The sequence below is a fragment of the Aliihoeflea sp. 2WW genome (genome assembly GCF_000497755.1).
Lineage (GTDB): Bacteria > Pseudomonadota > Alphaproteobacteria > Rhizobiales > Rhizobiaceae > Aliihoeflea.
Genome location: NZ_AYOD01000035.1, coordinates 335,051 through 352,764 on the forward strand (window position 1 = coordinate 335,051; position 17,714 = coordinate 352,764).

The following is a 17,714-nucleotide window of genomic DNA, read 5'->3' on the forward strand; positions in this document are numbered from 1 at the left end:
GCGGTCAGTCCTCCGCCGGCAGCCTGACGGTGAAACGCGCGCCGCGAAGGTCGCCCGGCTTGCCGCCGGGAATGTTCTCGGCCGTGATCGTCCCGCCATGCGCCTCGATGATCTGGCGGCTGATCGACAGGCCGAGCCCGGAATTCTGGCCGAAGGCCTCGCTGGAGGGCCGGTCCGTATAGAAGCGTTCGAAAATGCGGTCGATGTTTTCGATGCGGATGCCCGGCCCGTTGTCCTCGACCGTGATCAGCACCCAGCGCTGTGTACGCGCCAGCGTGACCGATACGCGTCCGCCGTCCTCGGGCACGAAGGAGCGGGCATTTTCGACCAGGTTGGTGATGACCTGGCCGAGCCGCAAATCGTGCCCGTTGACGAGGAAGCCCTTGCCCTGATGCGGCGCCTTCTCGACCTTGAAGTCGACCGCGATCACCTTGGCATGGGCGCGGCTCTGCTCCGAGAGAAGACGCGTCAGGTCGCGGGCGAGCTTTTCCACGTCGACGCGTTCGGCGTCCTCGCGCGCAAGCTCCGCATCGAGCCGCGAAGCGTCGGAAATATCGGTGATCAGCCGGTCGAGCCGGCGGACATCGTGCTGGATGACCTCCATCAGCCGCGCCCGCGACTGGTCGTTCCTGGCAAGCGGCAGCGTCTCGACCGCGCTGCGTAGCGAGGTGAGCGGGTTCTTGAGTTCGTGGCTGACATCGGCGGCGAAGCTCTCGATCGCCTCGATGCGCGCGTAAAGCGCATTGGTCATGTCGCGCAGGGCGACCGACAGATTGCCGATTTCGTCCTGGCGGTCGGAGAAATCGGGAATTTCCTCGCGGTTCTTGCCGCCGCGGCGCACGCGGACCGCTGCCGCCGAAAGCCGGCGCAGGGGGTTGGCGATGGTCGAGGCGAGCAGCATCGAGAGAATCGCGGTGACGAGCGCCGCGACACCGAAGAGGCGCAGGATCGCTCGCCGTTCGGCCGCAACAATGCGATCGATGTCGCCGCCCTGGGTCGACAGCATCAGCACGCCATGAACTGCACGAAACCGCTGGATCGGCACCGCAACGGAGACGATCTGCTCGCCCTGTTCGGACAGGCGGACGAGGTAGCCCGACGTGCCGTTGGCGGCGGCGACGACTTCGGGGAAGGCCGTCCCCGTTCCGCCGGGCTGCTCGCGATAGATCGGCAGGTCGGTGCGCCGGAAGAACTCGGCGAAGATCACACGCACGCGGTCGAAGAAGCCCGGCTCGGCGGGCACCACCGGCGGCAGGTCGTAGCGCAGGATCTGGCCGCGCGAATAAAGGTGACGCGAATCCAGCAGAAGGTTCATGTCGCGGTCGAAAATGCGCGCGCGGGTATGGGTCGGCGAGATCAGCCGCCGCAGCACCGGCGCGACCTTTTCCGGATTGATCGGAAATTCGAGGCTGTCGAGCGCGCGCTGGTCCGGCGGCAGGCTTTCGCCGGCCTGAAGCTCCAGCAGTCGTTCGGGGTCGATGGTGATCGTATCGGTCTCGACGGTCGCGGATGCGGCGATCGCGCCGGCGATGATTTCGCTTTGCGTCATCAGGCTTTCGACGCGGGCGTCGATCAACCCGTCGCGAAACTGGTTCATGTAGAGGATGCCGACAACCAACACGCCGAGCGCGGCGAGGTTCAAGAACAGGATGCGCTTGGTCAGGCTCGAGAACATGTACTGGCCAAGCAGGCGCCGCACGGCACGCCAGGACCGCGTCCAGCGCACCACGCTCGGCCTGGCTGCCCTCGGCAGCGTCCTGACGGGTCGATCCGTATCAGCCGCCATTCAACATCCGGTACTCCGGTCCCTGCGGCTCAGGCCTCGCGGAAGCGGTAGCCGACACCATAGAGCGTTTCGATCATGTCGAAACTGTCGTCCACCGACTTGAACTTCTTGCGCAGCCGCTTGATATGGCTGTCGATGGTGCGGTCGTCGACATAGACCTGCTCGTCATAGGCCGAATCCATCAGCGCGTCACGGCTTTTGACCACGCCGGGCCGCTGCGCCAGCGAATGCAGGATCAGGAATTCCGTCACCGTCAGCGTCACCGGCTCGCCCTTCCAGGTGCAGGTGTGGCGCTCCTGGTCCATGACGAGCTGGCCGCGCTCCAGCGAGCGGGCCTGCTGGGTCGTCGGCTTGGCGCCCGGTTCGCGGGCACTCGCCCGGCGCAGGACGGCGCGGACGCGCTCGACCAGAAGACGCTGCGAGAACGGCTTCCGGATGAAGTCGTCGGCACCCATCTTGAGGCCGAAGAGTTCGTCGATCTCGTCGTCCTTCGACGTCAGGAAGATGACGGGGAGATCGGTCTTCTGGCGCAGGCGCCGCAGAAGTTCCATTCCGTCCATGCGCGGCATCTTGATATCGAGGATCGCAAGATTTGGCGGACGGGCGCCGAGGCCCTCGAGCGCGGACGCACCATCGGTATAGGTCTCGACGCGGTAGCCCTCGGATTCGAGCGCGATCGAGACCGACGTGAGAATATTGCGGTCGTCATCGACAAGCGCGATCGTTGCCATCTCAAGCGGCTCCTTCATAGGCGGCTGTCCCTTGCTCTCAAAAGAAACGCGGGCCGTCTCTTGCGGGACAAATCTGGTACAAAATGTGGCACAGATTTCATGCGTGTCACAGCCGCAGATCGGACCGTGCCCGCGGCCATGCTGCACGGCATATGGCGACGCCGCGCTTCGATTAAATAAGATATAACCGATTAAACGTCAGGACTAAAGTTTTAAATCGATTAATGATTTGATATCGCTAGGCTTTTCTGTTTCTGGACCATTTAGCCCTGCTTGAAGTTGCCGTTTTCGGCGGCAACCATGCGGGGCCTCGCTTTATGTCGGTGCGGTTTTCTTGGTGGAGCAGATGACGGAAATCGGTAAGCGCAATCCCGCCTGCGGGATCGATGCCAGCGGTCTGAAAGACCTCGGCAAGGTCCATTACAATCTCGGCGCCGCCGAGCTCTACGAGGAATCGCTGCGGCGCGGCGAGGCCGAACTGACCGCCCACGGCGCGCTCGTCGCCCGCACCGGCCAGCACACCGGCCGTTCGCCCAAGGACAAGTTCATCGTCGCCGACGAGATGACGAATTCGCGCATCTGGTGGGACAACAACAAGAAGATGTCGCGCGAGGCGTTCGACCGCCTCCATGCCGACTTCCTCGAGCACGCGAAGGGCAAGGACCTCTTCGTGCAGGACCTGATCGGCGGCGCCGACGCTGCCCACAGCCTGCCGACGCGCGTCGTCACGGAATATGCCTGGCACTCGCTCTTCATCCGCAACCTCCTGATCCGCCCGGATGCAGCCGACCTTGCCGGCTTCGTGCCGAAGCTGACGATCATCGACCTGCCCTCCTTCCGCGCCGATCCCGAGCGCCACGGATCGCGCACCGAGACCGTCATCGCGGTCGATTTCTCGCGCATGATCGTTCTCATCGGCGGCACCTCCTATGCAGGCGAGATGAAGAAGTCGGTCTTCACCGCGCTCAACTATCTCCTGCCGGAAAAGTCCGTCATGCCGATGCACTGCTCGGCCAATGTCGGGCGCGATGGCGATTCGGCCGTCTTCTTCGGTCTCTCGGGCACCGGCAAGACCACGCTGTCGGCCGACCCGACCCGCACGCTCATCGGCGACGACGAGCATGGCTGGGGAGAGGACGGCATCTTCAACTTCGAAGGCGGCTGCTACGCCAAGACGATCAAGCTCTCGGCCGAGGCCGAGCCGGAAATCTTCGCGACGACGCGCCGCTTCGGCACCGTTCTCGAAAACGTCATCCTCGACGAGGCGCGCGTGCCCGATTTCGACGATGGCTCGCTGACCGAGAACACGCGCTGCGCGTACCCGCTCGACTTCATTCCGAATGCGAGCGAAACCGGCGTCGCACCGCATCCGAAGAACATCATCATGCTGACGGCCGATGCGTTCGGCGTCATGCCGCCCATCGCCAGGCTGACGCCGGCGCAGGCCATGTACCACTTCCTGTCCGGCTACACCGCCAAGGTCGCCGGCACGGAAAAGGGCGTGACCGAGCCCGAAGCGACCTTCTCGACCTGCTTCGGCGCCCCGTTCATGCCGCGCCATCCGTCGGAATATGGCAATCTCCTGAAGGATTTGATCGCCCGCCACGACGTCGATTGCTGGCTGGTCAACACCGGCTGGACCGGCGGCGCCCATGGCGTCGGCCGGCGCATGCCGATCAAGGCGACCCGCGCGCTGCTCGCCGCTGCGCTCGACGGTTCGCTGCGCGACGGCGAATTCCGCACCGATGCGAATTTCGGCTTTGCGGTTCCCGTCGCCGTCGAAGGCGTCGATTCCTCGATCCTCGACCCGCGCTCCACCTGGGCCGACAAGGCGGCCTATGACCGCCAGGCCGAAAAGCTCGCGAGCATGTTCACCGACAACTTCACCAAGTTCGAGGAGCATGTCGACGCGACCGTCAGGGACGCCGCACCGCGCTACCAGGAAGCGGCCGAATAACCATTCGGCATCCAGCAGAAGGCCCGGCATCGACCGGGCCTTTTCTTTTGGCCGGTGCCGGTGCAAATCTCCTCTGCCGGGAAGGAGTTTCATGAAGCACACGCCGCACCGACCGCTTGAGTTCACCCAGCGCGACGACGCCGATATGATGGCGCGTGCGCAGGATTTCAGGGCACTGATGAAAGCGCGACGCACCGTGCGCGACTTCTCCGCGCGTCCCGTCCCACGCGAATTGATCGAGACCTGCATCATGACCGCCGGCGGCGCGCCGTCCGGCGCCAACCAGCAGCCCTGGACCTTCGTGTGCATCGGCGATCCGGCCGCGAAGACGGCGATCCGCGCGGCGGCGGAAAAGGAAGAACGCGAGTTCTATTCCGGCCGCGCCTCCGAGGAATGGCTGGATGCGCTCGCCCCGATCGGCACCGACGCCAACAAGCCCTTTCTCGAAACCGCGCCATGGCTGATCGCGATCTTCGCGCAGCGCTACGGAGTCACTGCCGAGGGCAAGCGCGTGAAGCATTACTACGTGCCCGAATCGGTCGGCATCGCCACCGGCTTCCTCATCGCCGCGCTCCACAATGCCGGGCTGGCGACGCTCACCCACACGCCCTCGCCGATGGGCTTCCTCAACGAGATCTGCGGCCGGCCCGAGCACGAAAAGGCGCTGATCCTGCTCGTCGCCGGCTATCCGGAAGAAGGCGCGCTCGTGCCCGACATCTCGAAGAAGCCCGCCGGCGACATCATCGTCTGGAAGATATGACCGCACGCGACGGCCTTTCCATTGCGCCGAACATCGAGATCGCCGAAAGCGAGCTCGAGGAGCAGTTCATCCGTTCCTCCGGGCCCGGCGGCCAGAACGTCAACAAGGTCGCGACTGCCGTCCAGCTTCGTTTCGACGCCGCCAATTCGCCGGCCCTGTCCGAACGCGTGCGCGAGCGCACCATCAAGCTCGCTGGCCAGCGCGCGACCAAGGACGGCGTCATCGTCATCGAGGCCGGCCGCTTCCGCACGCAGGAGCAGAACCGCGACGACGCCCGCGCGCGCCTGGCCGAACTGATCGCCAAGGCCGCCGAGCCGCCGCCCAAGCCGCGCCGGAAGACGAAACCGACGAAAGGCTCGGTGGAGCGTCGTCTGAAGGCCAAATCCGGCCGCTCGACAATCAAGAAGAACCGCGGCAAGGTCGGCTTCGACTGATGGCTGGCTTCGTCCTTCCGGCCGGGTTCCGGCACCTGCCTGGTTATTTCGATCGCGACGCGCAGGAAGCACTCGTCGCCGAAATCCGCGCTGTCGTCACGGCCGCGCCACTCTACGTCCCGCGCATGCCCCGCACCGGCAAGGAAATGAGCGTTCGGATGACGAATTGCGGCGATCTCGGCTGGGTCACCGACAAGGAGCGCGGCTATCGCTGCCAGCCGACGCACCCCGAAACCGGCACGCCCTGGCCGCCGATACCGTCAGTGCTCCTGAAGCTTTGGGCCGAAGCGGCACAATTTGACAAGCCGCCGCAGGCCTGCCTCGTCAACTTCTACGACGCATCGGCGAAAATGGGCCTGCATCAGGACAGGGACGAAGAGGAATTTGCCGCGCCGGTCGTTTCCGTCTCGCTCGGCGACGACTGCCTGTTTCGCATCGGCGGAACGGCGCGCTCCGATCCGACGCGTTCGCTGCGCCTGTCCTCCGGCGACGTCGTGATCCTCGGCGGAGAGTGCCGCCTCGCCTTCCACGGCGTCGATCGGATTCATCCCGGCACCTCGACGCTTCTCAAGAATGGCGGCCGGATCAATCTGACGATGAGGCGCGTGACCAGTTGACTGCTTAGCGCAACCAATGCGCCCCCTCCACCATGCTGCGCATGGTCCCCCTCCCCCCGTAAACGGAGGAGGATCGAGCTTGATGCCGTCCGCAACCTCAACTCCTCCCCTGCGTAGCGGGGGAGGTGGCCCGAAGGGACGGAGGGGGCGCCACTCAAACCGTGCGCGGCCCGAACAGGATCACCGCCGCGCCGACGAGACAGATCGCGGCGCCCGTTAAATCCCAGCGATCCGGCCGCATGCCCTCGAACGCCCACAGCCAGACCAGCGACGCGGCGATGTAGACGCCGCCATAGGTCGCATATGCGCGGCCGGCGGCTTCCACTTCGACAAGCGTCAACAGCCAGGCGAAGGCCGCCAACGAGATCATGCCGGGAATGACCCAGAGCGGCGACTTGTCGAGCTTCAGCCATGCCCAGAAGGCGAAGCAGCCGGCGATTTCGGCGAGCGCCGCCGCGATATAGATGGCGGCGGTCAAAGGCGTCGCAGCGCCACTTCCTCGACCAGATGGTCGCCGCCCTTGCGCAGGATCAGATCCGCGCGCGGACGCGTCGGGAGGATGTTCTCGGTCAGGTTCTTCAGATTGATGTTCGACCAGAGACCTTCGGCGATCGCCAGTGCGGCGGTTTCGGAAAGCTGCGAATATTTATGGAAGAACGCGTCCGGGTTGCGGAATGCCGTCTCGCGCAGGCGCATGAATCGCTCGACGTACCACTGCCGGATCTGGCTTTCCTCGGCGTCGACATAGATCGAGAAGTCGAAGAAGTCCGAAACGAAGGGCACCACCTTGCCATCCTTCGGCAGATCGCGTGTCTGGAGGACGTTGATGCCCTCGAAGATCAGGATGTCCGGCTGATCGATGGTGACGAACTCACCCGGCAGCACGTCATAGGTGAAGTGCGAATAGAGCGGCGCGCGCATGTTGCGGGCGCCGGACTTGATGCCCGAGAGAAAGCGCAACAGCGCGCCGACGTCGTAGCTTTCGGGGAATCCCTTGCGCTCCATCAAATTCTGGCGGCGCAGTTCCGCATTGGGCTGCAGGAAGCCGTCGGTCGTCACCAGATCGACCTTCGGGCTCGACGGCCAGCGCTGCAGAAGCTCCTTCAGGACGCGCGCCGTCGTCGACTTGCCGACCGCGACCGAGCCCGCGATGCCGATGATGAAGGGCGTCTTGGTCGCCGCTTCGGACCGGAAGAAGATCTGCCTCTGGCGAAAGAGAAGCTGGCTCGCCTCGACATGGGCCGACAGGAGCCGCGACATCGACAGATAGATGCGCCGCGTTTCCTCGAGGTCGATCGGATCGCCCATCGAGCGAAGCCGGCGGATCTCGTCCTCGGACAGCGTCAGCGGCGTGTCGGCGCGGAATCCGGCCCATTCCTCGGCCGAGAAGCGGCGATAGGGCGAATAGAACTGGTCCGGCGTGAGCTGGTCCATGCCGCCCGCCTTTTCCTTGCGTGGTCGCTTGCGCGCGCTCATTGCGGTCGCGACGCCTTTTCGGCAAGGCCCGACTGGCCGGTGCGCCGCTCGAGTTCGGCCATCACGTCGGCAAGCGGGATGTCGGCAAGCGCCAGCACCACCGTCAGATGATAGAGAAGATCGGCCGTTTCGGACACGAGTTCGCTGCGGTCACCCTTGACGGCGGCGATGACGGCCTCGACCGCTTCCTCGCCCATCTTCTTGGCGGCCCGCTCCGGCCCCTTGGCAAACAGCTTCGCCGTCCAGGAATCGTCAGCGCCCGAACGCCCGCGCTCGGAAACGATGCGCTCGAGATCGGCGAGCGTGAAATCGGTCACGTTACCCTCCACGGCTCAGGCGGCGGGATCGAGCCGCATGGGCAATCCAGCTTGTGCCATATGCGCCTTGGCCTGCGCAATCGTATAGGTACCAAAGTGGAAGATGGAAGCGGCGAGCACCGCCGTCGCGTGCCCGTCGCGCACGCCCTCGACCAGATGGTCGAGATTGCCGACGCCGCCCGACGCGATCACCGGCGCACGCACCGCGTCCGCGATCGTGCGGGTAAGCGCCAGATCGTAGCCGATCTTGGTGCCGTCACGGTCCATCGAGGTCAAAAGCAGTTCGCCTGCGCCGAGATCGACCATCTTCCGCGCAAATTCGACCGCGTCGATGCCGGTCTTCTCGCGTCCGCCATGGGTGAAAATCTCCCAGCGATCCGCCTCGCCTGCGCCCGAAACCTTCTTGGCGTCGATGGCGACGACAATACACTGGTTGCCGAACTTGTCGGCGGCTTCGGCGACGAAGTCCGGGTTCTTCACGGCGGCCGTATTGATCGACACCTTGTCGGCGCCGGCGAGCAGCAGCTTGCGGATATCCGCGACCTGCCGCACCCCGCCGCCCACGGTCAGCGGCATGAAGCACTGCTCGGCCGTGCGCGCCACGATGTCGAAGATCGTCTCGCGATTGTCGGACGAAGCCGTGATGTCGAGGAAGCAGAGCTCGTCGGCGCCTGCCGCATCATACGCCTTCGCCGCTTCGACCGGGTCGCCGGCGTCGATCAGATCGACGAAGTTGACGCCCTTGACGACACGACCATCTTTTACGTCGAGACAGGGAATGACGCGCGCCTTGAGGGTCATTCGCGCGGTTCCTCGAACATGGCCGGCGGAACGGCCTTTTCGCCCTTCAGGATTGCCAGAGCCTCCGTGGGATCGATCCGCCCATCATAGAGCGCCCGGCCCGAAATCGCGCCTTCGAGCTTCTGCGCGTCCGGCATGGTCATGCGCACGATATCGGCCAGCGATGCGAGCCCGCCCGAAGCGATCACCGGGATCGACACCGCATCGGCAAGCCCGATGGTCGATTCCCAGTTGATGCCGGTCAGCACGCCGTCACGGTCGATGTCCGTGTAGATGATCGCCGAAACGCCGGCGCCCTCGAATTTCTGCGCCAGTTCCACGACGCCCAGGGTCGAGGCTTCCGCCCAGCCCTCGACCGCCACCTTGCCGCCCTTGGCGTCGATGCCGACGGCGATCTTTCCGGGGAAGAGCCGGCAGGCTTCCTTCACCAAATCAGGATCGCGCACGGCAACCGTCCCGAGGATCACCCGCGCAAGCCCCTTCTCCAGCCAGCTCTCGATATGCGCCAGCGTACGGATTCCGCCGCCGAGCTGCACCGGATTCGTCGTCGCCTTCAGGATCGCCTCGACCGACGCGCCATTGACCGACTGGCCCTCGAACGCGCCGTTCAAATCGACGACATGCAGCCATTCAAAACCCTGATCCTCGAAGGCCTTCGCCTGCGCGGCCGGATCGGGATTGTACACCGTCGCCGAATCCATTTCGCCCAGCTTCAGCCGCACACACTGGCCGTCCTTCAGGTCGATGGCGGGAAAGAGGATCATGGCTTCCACCTCAGGAAATTCGCGATCAGGGCGAGACCCAGCGCCTGGCTCTTTTCGGGATGGAACTGCGTACCGGCGATGTTGTCGCGGCCGACGACGGCGGTCACCAGGCCGCCATAGTCGGTCGTCGCCAGCACCTGCGCCGGGTCGGTTGCGGCAAGCTGGTAGGAATGGACGAAATAGGCGTGCAGGCCGCCCTCGCCGGTCGGGATGCCGGCAAAGAGCGGATGTTCCTGTTTCACGTGAATCGTGTTCCAGCCGATCTGCGGGATCTTCAGCGCCGGGTCGGCCGGCTCCATTTCCTTCACGTCGCCGGGAATCCAGCCGAGACCGTTCGTGGTTGTCTTCTCGAGCCCGCGCGTCGAAAGAAGCTGCATGCCGACGCAGATGCCGAGAAACGGTCGTCCCTTGGCGATGACCGCCTCCGTCAGCGCGTCGACCATGCCCGGCACGGCGTCGAGCCCACGGCGACAATCGGCATAGGCGCCGACACCCGGCAGCACGATGCGGTCCGCGCTCGCCACCCGCGCAGCATCGTCCGTCAGCTCGATCTGCGCATTCGTGCCGCCCTCGCGCGTGGCGCGCTCGAAGGCCTTGGTCGCCGAGCGCAGATTGCCCGACCCGTAATCGATAATCGCAACCCGCATCACTTCGCTCCGGGATAGCCGAACAGGCCGAGCGCCGGGCCGCTGTGGCGCGCGGCAGGCGCGGTGCGCGACCACGGCGCCATCACGCGCGGCGGCGTCTCGGCAGCAGCGATCACGTCACGGTCGGCCAGATAGCGGATTTCGGCATCCGCCGCGGTGCGCGCCTCGACCACGCCCCATTCGTTCCAGTCGGATCGCTTCAGCGAGGCGATGCGCAGCGCTGCGCCTTCCAGCCCGACATAGACGCCGACGAGCAGCGACAGCCAGGCCGTGGCCCCGCCAAGGCCCGCATAGGCCCCGGCCACCGAAAGCGCGATGGCCGCGACGAGCGCAATCAGCGCCTCGCGCCACATGCGATGAAACGCGAACCAGACGAACGGGATCAGGAAGCCGAAAAAGTGAAACCCGTCGCGGACCAGGACGGCCTTTTCTGCCGGGTCGCGTACCGGCGGCTCCATCACGACAAAGCTTGCCATCGCCTCAGCCTTTCAGCGTGCCCTTGGTCGACGGGATCATGCCCGCCTGCCGTGCATCCGGCTCCACCGCCATGCGCAGCGCGCGTGCCACCGCCTTGAAGCAGGTCTCGGCGATATGGTGGTTGTTGACGCCGTAATGGTTGAGGACATGCAGCGTGATGCCGGCATTCTGCGCCAGCGCCTGGAAGAACTCGCGCACCAGTTCGGTGTCGAACGTGCCGATCTTCGGCGCCGAGAACGCAACGTTCCAGACGAGGAACGGCCGACCGGAAACGTCGATCGCCGCCTTGGTCAGCGTCTCGTCCATCGCGAGGTCGATCGATGCGTAGCGTGCAATGCCGCGCCGCTCGCCGAGCGCTTTCGCAATCGCCTGCCCGATCGCGATGCCGGTGTCCTCGACCGTGTGGTGGTCGTCGATGTGGAGGTCGCCCTTGGCCTCGATCGTCATGTCGATCAGCGAATGGCGCGACAACTGGTCGAGCATATGGTCGAAGAAACCCACGCCGGTCGAAATCTGCGACCGGCCGGTGCCGTCGAGATCGACCGTGACGGTGATCTCGGTTTCCTTCGTCTTGCGCTCGATCGTCGCGCTGCGCGCGCTCTTGCCGTCGGCCATATTAGAATCCTGATCCAGCTTTTCCGATTAGGACAGCGAACTGTTCGCGTGCTCGTGGATAAGGGCAAACTGCTTGGCAAGCAAAGCGGAAATCAGGGACTCCATGTCCGATACGTCGATTTGGCCGGAGTCAAACCGAGCATCGGCAGCTTCGAGTGCGCGGTAGTAGGCCGATTTCGTCTGGACGATCTGATCGACGATAGTATTCGACCCGGGCAACCTCGTCCCGAGACGCAGAGATAGGACGATGTAAGCCGCGGCCCGCGAAGTTCGTCCATTGCCGTCGTCATAGGGATGAATCCAGTTCAATCGCCACATAACATAGGCGGCGAGATGAACGGGACTCTTGTCCCAATTGTCATTGACGTAGTCGCATAACTCTTCGAGCAGTTCCTGCACCTTGGCAGGCGCCGGAGGCGTATGGCCGCTTCCAGTAATGGACATGCCGTGAGGACGGGGAACACCGGCATAAGGCGTAAGGCCTTCAACGGCCAAACGGTTCAGTTCACCAAGCAAAGAAGGTCTGAGTCTGAACTTCCCATCCTTGGCAAGATTCCGCTCGATTGTTGTAAATACGAAATCCGTTTGCCGAACGCCGTTCGCTGCCTCCAGGCGCGCTCTTGCGTCCTTGTCCGTCTCAACCGTCATTCGGTCAGGAAGGCTCTCACGATCCATTTCGAATGACGTCGATCTTGGCAGCTTCGCTTGCAACCATTTCGCGCGTTATGCGGCTGTTTTCTATATGGGTATTCCCATATGCAAAACTGAGCCGTTGTTCGGCCTTTTCCTTTTCGCTCATCGGCACTTTTGCGGCTTCCGCGAGAAGCTGTTCCCATTCCATTTCCGAACTCCTCGAACCCGTATCGCTGTTCCGTGGGCGAATCATACCAGATCGGTTTGAACGCTCACAACCAACGTCCTATCTCCATGCAAACAAAAATATGGACCACTCATGTCAGATTCAAATCTTTCCATGCACGCCACGACCATCGTCACCGTGCGCAAGGGCAACAAGGTGGTGATCGCCGGCGACGGACAGGTCAGCCTTGGCCAGACCATCATGAAGGGCAATGCCCGCAAGGTGCGCCGCATCGGCAAGGGCAACGTCATTTCCGGCTTCGCGGGCGCAACCGCCGACGCCTTCACCCTTCTCGAACGGCTCGAGGCCAAGCTCGAGCAATATCCCGATCAGTTGACCCGCGCCTGCGTCGAGCTTGCCAAGGACTGGCGCACCGACCGTTACCTGCGCCGCCTCGAGGCGATGATGCTCGTTGCCGACAAGTCGGTCACGCTGGCACTGACCGGCAATGGTGACGTGCTGGAGCCCGAGCAGGGCATCATGGCGATCGGCTCCGGCGGCAATTATGCGCTCGCCGCGGCCCGCGCGCTGGCCGACACCGACCTCGATGCCGAGGAGATCGCCCGCCGCGCCATGAAGATCGCCGGCGAGATTTGCGTCTACACGAATTCCAATATTGTCATGGAAGTGCTGGATGCCGAATAGGCTTCGCTACGCATTCCGCTCGGTCGAGCCGGACGACCTGCCGACGCTGCGCGCCTGGCTCGACCAGCCGCATGTGCGCGAATGGTGGGGCGATCCGGCCAAGGGCGTCGCGGAGATCGAGGCGGCGATGGACGACATCTCGACCGAGCCGCTGATCGTCGAACTCGACGGCAAGCCGGTCGCCTACCTCCAATCCTACGATCCGCATCTGGAGGACGACCATCCCTATGCCGATCAGCCGATGGGCACGCTCGGTCTCGACATCTCGATCGGCGCCGCCGATCTCATCGGCAAGGGCCATGGCAGCGCAATCATCGCGCAATTTGCCGAGGAGCTCTTCGCCGAAGGCGCGCCGCGGCTCGTCATCGACCCGCACCCCGACAATGCCCGCGCGATCCGCGCCTACGAGAAGGCGGGCTTTCGCCACATCGACACGCGAAACTCACTTTATGGTCCGGCCCATCTGATGGCGCTGGACGCACCGCAGGACACCGAAAACTCATGAGCACATTCTCTCCCCGCGAGATCGTTTCCGAACTCGACCGCTACATCATCGGCCAGAAGGACGCCAAGCGCGCCGTCGCCATCGCACTGCGCAACCGCTGGCGCCGCCAGCAGCTCGAAGGCCAGATGCGCGAAGAGGTGATGCCGAAGAACATCCTGATGATCGGGCCGACCGGCGTCGGCAAGACCGAAATCTCGCGCCGCCTCGCCAAGCTCGCCGGCGCGCCCTTCATCAAGGTCGAGGCGACCAAGTTCACCGAGGTCGGCTATGTCGGCCGCGACGTCGAGCAGATCATCCGCGATCTCGTCGAAACCGCCATCGGCCTGACGCGCGAGAAGATGCGCGAGGACGTCAAGGCGCGCGCGCATCTCAACGCCGAGGAACGCGTGCTCGAAGCCCTCGTCGGCAAGACGGCGAGCCCCGCGACGCGCGATTCCTTCCGCAAGAAGCTGCGTTCGGGCGAACTCGACGACAAGGAAATCGAGGTCGAAGTCGCCGATGCCGGAACGCCGATGGGCGGGTTCGAAATCCCCGGCATGCCGGGCGCGCAGATGCTCAACATCAACGACATGCTGCAAAAGGCGATGGGCGGCCAGAAGACGCGCACGCGCAAGACGACGGTCAAGGAATCCTACGGCCATTTGATCAATGACGAGTCCGACAAGCTCCTCGACAATGACGAAGTCATCGCCCGCGCGCTCGACGTCACCCAGAATGATGGCATCGTCTTCCTCGACGAGATCGACAAGGTGGCCGGCAGCGACAGCCGCACCGGGCCGTCCCGCGAGGGTGTCCAGCGCGACCTGCTGCCGCTCGTCGAAGGCACGACGGTCGCCACCAAATACGGGCCGGTGAAGACGGACCACATCCTCTTCATCGCTTCCGGCGCATTCCATGTCGCCAAGCCGTCGGACCTCCTGCCCGAGCTTCAGGGCCGCCTGCCGATCCGCGTCGAGCTGCGCGCGCTCGAAAAGGACGATTTCCGCCGCATCCTGACGGAGACCGAGGCGAGCCTCATCAAGCAGTACATCGCGCTGATGGACACCGAGGGCGTCACGCTCGACTTCACGGACGATGCGATCGACGAACTCGCCGGCATCGCGGTCGACCTGAATTCGACGGTCGAAAATATCGGTGCACGCCGCCTGCAGACGGTGATGGAGCGGGTCCTGGACGAGATTTCCTACAATGCGCCCGACCAGTCGGGCACGGCGGTGACGATCGACGCCGAATATGTGCGCAAATATGTCGGCGATCTCGCCAAGAACACAGATTTGTCCCGTTTCATCTTGTAGGCGCTTCGGCAACACCTCGCGATGAAGTGAAACGGCAAGGTCCGGCGGGCGCAATCTGCGCTCGACGGGCCGATAGCCGCTCACTATGTTCGCGGCGCTTTGGCCGAGGCCCCGAATCTCATGAAAGCATTTGCCGGACTTCTCGTTTCGCTGTCGCTCGCGCTTGGCGTGGGCGAGGCGCATGCCGTGACGAAGGTCCCGCCCGGCAATCGCAATGTCGAGCAGCCGGCCGTTCCGGGCGGCTCCGCCAGCCGCACCCGGGCGCTGTCGACCACCTATGAAGCGAAGTACCAGCGCGTGCTGCGGCTCTTCCAGCAGGACGAATCGCTACGGGCGAAGATTCGCCAGGTGTCCGCGCGCTACGGCATCGACCCCGTTCACATGGCGGGCGCGATCATCGGCGAGCACACCTACAATGTCGACGCCTACGACCGGCTGCAGACCTATTACGTCAAGGCCGTCTCCTACCTGTCGACCAGCTTCCAGTTCGCCCATGGTGGAGAAAACATCGCCACATTCGTCGGGCGGCCCGAATTTGCCGAATGCAATGCCGTCGCAGCCGACAGCTACGATCTGTGGTCCTGCCGCGAGATGGTCTGGGAGCGGGATTTCCGCGGCCGGTCCGTCGAAGGCAACTCCTATCCGGACAACCGGTTCGGCGCGGTCTTCTTCCAGCCCTTCTATGCCGGCCAGACATTCGGCATCGGCCAGCTCAACCCGCTCACCGCCCTCCAGATGAGCGATCTCGTTCATCAGGTCTCGGGCCTGCCTAAGCTCGACGCATCGGACCCGCAGGCCGTCTACCGCACCATCATGGACCCGGACCTGACGCTCGCCTATGTCGCGGCGACACTGAAGACGTCGATCGACGCCTACAGGCGGCTCGCCGGCTTCGACATATCGGGCAATCCGGGGATTACGGCGACGCTCTACAATGTCGGAAACCCCGAGCAGCGTGCCTATCGGCTCAAGCGCGACAATGCCCAGCGTGCCGCCCGCGGCGAAGCTCCGCGCCTGCCCGAAGAGAATTATTATGGCTGGCTGGTCAACGATCGGCTGGAAGACCTCGAAGCGCTCTTCTGATCGATCTCGTCGAGCAGTGCGACGATCCGATCGATATCGTCGGGCGACAGCGTCGAAATCTGTGCCGCCAGCCTGTTGGCAAGCAAGGTCGCCTCGGGCGACAGTCCGGCCGTGTCGACCGTAACGCGCGGGTCGGAGCGCCGGGCGAGTTCCTCGAGCGCTTCCGCCTCGTCCCAGATCACGTTGAAGAAGCCGATGATCTTCTGCACCATCGCCCAGTTCGGCACGCCGCGCCTTCCATGCTCCAGCGCCGACAGATAGGCCGGGCTGACGCCGATCGCCGCCGCCATCTCCTTTTGCGCGATGCCGCGCTCGGTGCGCATCGCGCGCACCTTCTCGCCGAAGGGCGTCATGTCGCGTCTCCGGGCCGCCGGCGCAGGCGCACATACATCGCACCCTGCCCGCCATGGTGGCGCGCCGCATCCTCATGCGCCGAAACGAGACCGCGAAAGGCCGGCGTCGCAAACCATTGCGGCACCTGCCGGCGCAATACGCCGTCGCTGCCCATGGACGAGCCCTTTCCCGTCACCACCAGAACATGCCGCCGCCCCTGCGCATAGGCATTGTGCAGGAAGGCGAGCAGGACGCCATGGGCCTCGCCCAGCGTCATGCCATGGAGATCGACCTTGCCCTCGATCGCGAGCCGCCCCTTGGCGAGTTTCTTCTTGGTCGGCCGGTCGATCACCGGCCGCTGCGCCGGTTCGCGGCGCAGGATTTCCGCCTGATGCTTGGCCTCGGCGATCACCGGCGGCAGGGCCGGCGATGCCTTGTCCTCGGCAGCGAGCGCTTCCTCCATTTCTTCCGGAAAACTCTTGCCAGGCATCGGTGCGACGGACCGAGCGACCTTCGACCAAAGCTGACGATCCTCCCGGCTCAACCCCTTGGCGCGGCGCGTCATGCGCGCCGCTCCGGCACCAGCATGATGAAGTTCGCTGCGTGCTTGATGACGCCCGCCACCTCCCCCGCCGCATCGCCCGAACCGCAGAAAATATCGCCCCGCGCCGGGCCGACGATCGCCGAACCGGTATCCTGCGCGATCATCAGCCGCGCGAAATCCATCTCGGGCGCCTCGACGAAAAAGGGCGTCGCGAAGGTGTGCAGCCTGCGATCAACGGCAAGCGACCGCGCCGCCGTCAGCGGCACCTTCGCGGCGGCGATCGGGCCGAGCGCCGGGTCGGCGACAGGGGCATCCTTGAAGAAAATATACGAGCGATTTTGCCACAAAATCTCGTCGGTTTGGTCTGGATTGGCGGCAAACCAGGCCCGAATCGACTGCATCGTTACGTCTTTCAGCGGAATTTCGCCGAGATTTGCGAGGATTTTGCCCGGTCCGGAGAAGGAATGGCCGGATTTCGCAGCGTAAGTGACCCGCCTTAAGCTGCCGTCCGTCATCACCAGCCGCGCCGCGCCCTGGACGTGGATGAAGAACAGGTCGACCTTTTCGGCAAGCCACGCGATCTCCAGCCCGCGCCCCTCAAGCGCGCCGCGTTCGATCTCGCCGCGGTCGAAGAACGGCACGATGCCACCGGCCGTCTGCCTGCCGAAGGCGATGCCGGCATCCCAGCCCACCGGTCGGTTTTCGTCATCGATATCGACGAGGTCGGCCGGCCGCGACAGGATCGGATAGCGAAATCGCTCGGTACGCGCCGGGCTCGCCTCGACCACCGGCTCGTAGAAGCCGGTCACGAAACCCTCGGCGACGATGCGGGCCGGGCGGAAATAATGTTCGAAAAACCCTCGAGCGTCGTCGACACCGTCACGCGCTGCCGCGAAGGCGGGCCCGAGATTATCGGCGGAAATGCCGAACGAGCCGGTCTTGTAGGGCTTTTCGAGATGGCGGAACGCCGAGCGGCGAAAGGCATCGAAGGTGGCACGATGGTCGTCGCCCCGCCAATCGGCAATGTCGTCGAATGTCAGGAAATCGAGGGCAGCCGGCGTCTTCATG

23 protein-coding genes are annotated in these 17,714 nt (G+C 64.3%); 8 read left to right on the forward strand and 15 right to left on the reverse strand.

The genetic code is table 11. From position 1 onward, the window contains the following. Positions 1–4: 4 nt before the first annotated feature. A complete protein-coding gene (locus ALII_RS0115705; protein WP_024588184.1) occupies positions 5–1,786 on the reverse strand; it encodes a sensor histidine kinase in 1,782 nt (593 codons plus the stop codon). Positions 1,787–1,815: 29 nt separating this feature from the next. Then, the gene (locus tag ALII_RS0115710; RefSeq protein ID WP_152529658.1) at positions 1,816–2,517 is read right to left on the reverse strand and encodes a response regulator transcription factor; all 702 of its coding nucleotides are present in this window, start codon (positions 2,515–2,517) and stop codon (positions 1,816–1,818) included. Positions 2,518–2,863: 346 nt separating this feature from the next. On the opposite strand from ALII_RS0115710, the gene ALII_RS0115715 reads away from it, so the two are divergent. The 4 genes from ALII_RS0115715 (at position 2,864) to ALII_RS0115730 (ending at position 6,285) form a co-directional block, all read left to right on the forward strand. Beyond that, on the forward strand, positions 2,864–4,474 hold the full coding sequence (locus ALII_RS0115715; protein ID WP_024588186.1) for a phosphoenolpyruvate carboxykinase: 1,611 nt from the start codon (positions 2,864–2,866) through the stop codon (positions 4,472–4,474). Positions 4,475–4,565: 91 nt separating this feature from the next. Continuing rightward, on the forward strand, positions 4,566–5,234 hold the full coding sequence (locus ALII_RS0115720) for a nitroreductase family protein (protein ID WP_024588187.1): 669 nt from the start codon (positions 4,566–4,568) through the stop codon (positions 5,232–5,234). Next, positions 5,231–5,668, forward strand: a complete 438-nt coding sequence (gene arfB, locus ALII_RS0115725) for an alternative ribosome rescue aminoacyl-tRNA hydrolase ArfB (protein WP_024588188.1) — start codon at positions 5,231–5,233, stop codon at positions 5,666–5,668. Before ALII_RS0115720 ends, arfB begins: the two co-directional genes overlap by 4 nt. After that, on the forward strand, positions 5,668–6,285 hold the full coding sequence (locus ALII_RS0115730) for an alpha-ketoglutarate-dependent dioxygenase AlkB (protein ID WP_029660616.1): 618 nt from the start codon (positions 5,668–5,670) through the stop codon (positions 6,283–6,285). Before arfB ends, ALII_RS0115730 begins: the two co-directional genes overlap by 1 nt. A 154-nt stretch (positions 6,286–6,439) precedes the next feature. Here ALII_RS0115730 and ALII_RS0115735 read toward each other — a convergent pair whose 3' ends face one another. The 10 genes from ALII_RS0115735 to ALII_RS22890 are packed head-to-tail and all read right to left on the reverse strand — an operon-like array spanning position 6,440 to position 12,223. After that, positions 6,440–6,763, reverse strand: coding sequence for a YnfA family protein (locus ALII_RS0115735; RefSeq protein WP_024588190.1), 324 nt, complete (start codon positions 6,761–6,763; stop codon positions 6,440–6,442). Next, on the reverse strand, positions 6,760–7,719 hold the full coding sequence (gene coaA, locus ALII_RS0115740) for a type I pantothenate kinase (protein WP_024588191.1): 960 nt from the start codon (positions 7,717–7,719) through the stop codon (positions 6,760–6,762). Before coaA ends, ALII_RS0115735 begins: the two co-directional genes overlap by 4 nt. Positions 7,720–7,757: 38 nt before the next feature. Then, positions 7,758–8,078, reverse strand: coding sequence for a phosphoribosyl-ATP diphosphatase (locus ALII_RS0115745; protein WP_024588192.1), 321 nt, complete (start codon positions 8,076–8,078; stop codon positions 7,758–7,760). 15 nt (positions 8,079–8,093) lie between these two features. Next, positions 8,094–8,879, reverse strand: coding sequence for an imidazole glycerol phosphate synthase subunit HisF (hisF, locus tag ALII_RS0115750; RefSeq protein WP_024588193.1), 786 nt, complete (start codon positions 8,877–8,879; stop codon positions 8,094–8,096). Further along, positions 8,876–9,643 carry a 1-(5-phosphoribosyl)-5-[(5-phosphoribosylamino)methylideneamino]imidazole-4-carboxamide isomerase gene (gene hisA, locus ALII_RS0115755; RefSeq protein ID WP_024588194.1) on the reverse strand — a complete coding sequence of 256 codons (768 nt, stop codon included), beginning with the start codon at positions 9,641–9,643 and terminating at the stop codon, positions 8,876–8,878. The genes hisF and hisA overlap by 4 nt, the downstream gene beginning before the upstream one ends. Next, positions 9,640–10,290 carry an imidazole glycerol phosphate synthase subunit HisH gene (hisH, locus tag ALII_RS0115760; protein WP_024588195.1) on the reverse strand — a complete coding sequence of 217 codons (651 nt, stop codon included), beginning with the start codon at positions 10,288–10,290 and terminating at the stop codon, positions 9,640–9,642. The genes hisA and hisH overlap by 4 nt, the downstream gene beginning before the upstream one ends. Beyond that, complete coding sequence (locus tag ALII_RS0115765; protein WP_024588196.1) at positions 10,290–10,766, reverse strand: DUF2628 domain-containing protein; 477 nt, start codon at positions 10,764–10,766, stop codon at positions 10,290–10,292. The genes hisH and ALII_RS0115765 overlap by 1 nt, the downstream gene beginning before the upstream one ends. Before the next feature lie 4 nt (positions 10,767–10,770). After that, positions 10,771–11,382, reverse strand: coding sequence for an imidazoleglycerol-phosphate dehydratase HisB (gene hisB / locus ALII_RS0115770; RefSeq protein ID WP_024588197.1), 612 nt, complete (start codon positions 11,380–11,382; stop codon positions 10,771–10,773). Between the two features lie 27 nt (positions 11,383–11,409). Continuing rightward, entirely contained in the window at positions 11,410–12,030 is a 621-nt protein-coding gene (locus ALII_RS0115775) for a Fic family protein (RefSeq protein ID WP_024588198.1), read from the reverse strand. A gap of 16 nt (positions 12,031–12,046) precedes the next feature. Further along, the gene (locus ALII_RS22890) at positions 12,047–12,223 is read right to left on the reverse strand and encodes a hypothetical protein (RefSeq protein WP_173401414.1); all 177 of its coding nucleotides are present in this window, start codon (positions 12,221–12,223) and stop codon (positions 12,047–12,049) included. 111 nt (positions 12,224–12,334) lie between these two features. Between ALII_RS22890 and hslV the strand changes: the two genes are divergently transcribed. The 4 genes from hslV to ALII_RS0115800 all read left to right on the forward strand — a co-directional run bounded on the left by hslV (position 12,335) and on the right by ALII_RS0115800 (position 15,769). Further along, positions 12,335–12,886 carry an ATP-dependent protease subunit HslV gene (gene hslV / locus ALII_RS0115785; protein WP_024588199.1) on the forward strand — a complete coding sequence of 184 codons (552 nt, stop codon included), beginning with the start codon at positions 12,335–12,337 and terminating at the stop codon, positions 12,884–12,886. Continuing rightward, positions 12,876–13,391, forward strand: a complete 516-nt coding sequence (locus ALII_RS0115790; RefSeq protein WP_024588200.1) for a GNAT family N-acetyltransferase — start codon at positions 12,876–12,878, stop codon at positions 13,389–13,391. Before hslV ends, ALII_RS0115790 begins: the two co-directional genes overlap by 11 nt. Further along, positions 13,388–14,686 (forward strand): ATP-dependent protease ATPase subunit HslU, encoded by a 1,299-nt coding sequence (gene hslU, locus ALII_RS0115795; RefSeq protein WP_024588201.1) that lies wholly within the window; start codon positions 13,388–13,390, stop codon positions 14,684–14,686. Before ALII_RS0115790 ends, hslU begins: the two co-directional genes overlap by 4 nt. A 120-nt stretch (positions 14,687–14,806) precedes the next feature. Further along, positions 14,807–15,769: a DUF1402 family protein gene (locus ALII_RS0115800; RefSeq protein ID WP_024588202.1), complete on the forward strand. Its 963-nt coding sequence runs from the start codon at positions 14,807–14,809 to the stop codon at positions 15,767–15,769. Here ALII_RS0115800 and ALII_RS0115805 read toward each other — a convergent pair. The 3 genes from ALII_RS0115805 to ALII_RS0115815 are packed head-to-tail and all read right to left on the reverse strand — an operon-like array spanning position 15,718 to position 17,713. After that, positions 15,718–16,122: a helix-turn-helix domain-containing protein gene (locus ALII_RS0115805; protein WP_024588203.1), complete on the reverse strand. Its 405-nt coding sequence runs from the start codon at positions 16,120–16,122 to the stop codon at positions 15,718–15,720. The two genes, ALII_RS0115800 and ALII_RS0115805, sit on opposite strands and share 52 nt — an antisense overlap. Next, on the reverse strand, positions 16,119–16,667 hold the full coding sequence (locus tag ALII_RS0115810; protein WP_024588204.1) for a Smr/MutS family protein: 549 nt from the start codon (positions 16,665–16,667) through the stop codon (positions 16,119–16,121). The genes ALII_RS0115805 and ALII_RS0115810 overlap by 4 nt, the downstream gene beginning before the upstream one ends. Further along, positions 16,664–17,713 carry a murein transglycosylase A gene (locus tag ALII_RS0115815; RefSeq protein WP_024588205.1) on the reverse strand — a complete coding sequence of 350 codons (1,050 nt, stop codon included), beginning with the start codon at positions 17,711–17,713 and terminating at the stop codon, positions 16,664–16,666. The genes ALII_RS0115810 and ALII_RS0115815 overlap by 4 nt, the downstream gene beginning before the upstream one ends. Position 17,714 lies beyond the last annotated feature (1 nt).

Excerpts from the sequence above, each read along its gene's own strand:
- ALII_RS0115805 (WP_024588203.1), bottom strand. The coding sequence starts at position 16,122 with ATGACGCCCTTCGGCGAGAAGGTGCGCGCGATGCGCACCGAGCGCGGC.
- ALII_RS0115710 (WP_152529658.1), bottom strand. The coding sequence starts at position 2,517 with ATGGCAACGATCGCGCTTGTCGATGACGACCGCAATATTCTCACGTCG.
- ALII_RS0115775 (WP_024588198.1), bottom strand. The coding sequence starts at position 12,030 with ATGACGGTTGAGACGGACAAGGACGCAAGAGCGCGCCTGGAGGCAGCG.
- ALII_RS0115720 (WP_024588187.1), top strand. The coding sequence starts at position 4,566 with ATGAAGCACACGCCGCACCGACCGCTTGAGTTCACCCAGCGCGACGAC.
- ALII_RS0115715 (WP_024588186.1), top strand. The coding sequence starts at position 2,864 with ATGACGGAAATCGGTAAGCGCAATCCCGCCTGCGGGATCGATGCCAGC.
- coaA (WP_024588191.1), bottom strand. The coding sequence starts at position 7,719 with ATGGACCAGCTCACGCCGGACCAGTTCTATTCGCCCTATCGCCGCTTC.
- ALII_RS0115815 (WP_024588205.1), bottom strand. The coding sequence starts at position 17,713 with ATGAAGACGCCGGCTGCCCTCGATTTCCTGACATTCGACGACATTGCC.
- ALII_RS22890 (WP_173401414.1), bottom strand. The coding sequence starts at position 12,223 with ATGGAATGGGAACAGCTTCTCGCGGAAGCCGCAAAAGTGCCGATGAGC.
- arfB (WP_024588188.1), top strand. The coding sequence starts at position 5,231 with ATGACCGCACGCGACGGCCTTTCCATTGCGCCGAACATCGAGATCGCC.
- ALII_RS0115790 (WP_024588200.1), top strand. The coding sequence starts at position 12,876 with ATGCCGAATAGGCTTCGCTACGCATTCCGCTCGGTCGAGCCGGACGAC.
- ALII_RS0115765 (WP_024588196.1), bottom strand. The coding sequence starts at position 10,766 with ATGGCAAGCTTTGTCGTGATGGAGCCGCCGGTACGCGACCCGGCAGAA.
- ALII_RS0115810 (WP_024588204.1), bottom strand. The coding sequence starts at position 16,667 with ATGACGCGCCGCGCCAAGGGGTTGAGCCGGGAGGATCGTCAGCTTTGG.
- ALII_RS0115800 (WP_024588202.1), top strand. The coding sequence starts at position 14,807 with ATGAAAGCATTTGCCGGACTTCTCGTTTCGCTGTCGCTCGCGCTTGGC.
- ALII_RS0115730 (WP_029660616.1), top strand. The coding sequence starts at position 5,668 with ATGGCTGGCTTCGTCCTTCCGGCCGGGTTCCGGCACCTGCCTGGTTAT.
- hisH (WP_024588195.1), bottom strand. The coding sequence starts at position 10,290 with ATGCGGGTTGCGATTATCGATTACGGGTCGGGCAATCTGCGCTCGGCG.
- hisF (WP_024588193.1), bottom strand. The coding sequence starts at position 8,879 with ATGACCCTCAAGGCGCGCGTCATTCCCTGTCTCGACGTAAAAGATGGT.
- hisA (WP_024588194.1), bottom strand. The coding sequence starts at position 9,643 with ATGATCCTCTTTCCCGCCATCGACCTGAAGGACGGCCAGTGTGTGCGG.
- hslV (WP_024588199.1), top strand. The coding sequence starts at position 12,335 with ATGTCAGATTCAAATCTTTCCATGCACGCCACGACCATCGTCACCGTG.
- hisB (WP_024588197.1), bottom strand. The coding sequence starts at position 11,382 with ATGGCCGACGGCAAGAGCGCGCGCAGCGCGACGATCGAGCGCAAGACG.
- ALII_RS0115705 (WP_024588184.1), bottom strand. The coding sequence starts at position 1,786 with ATGGCGGCTGATACGGATCGACCCGTCAGGACGCTGCCGAGGGCAGCC.
- hslU (WP_024588201.1), top strand. The coding sequence starts at position 13,388 with ATGAGCACATTCTCTCCCCGCGAGATCGTTTCCGAACTCGACCGCTAC.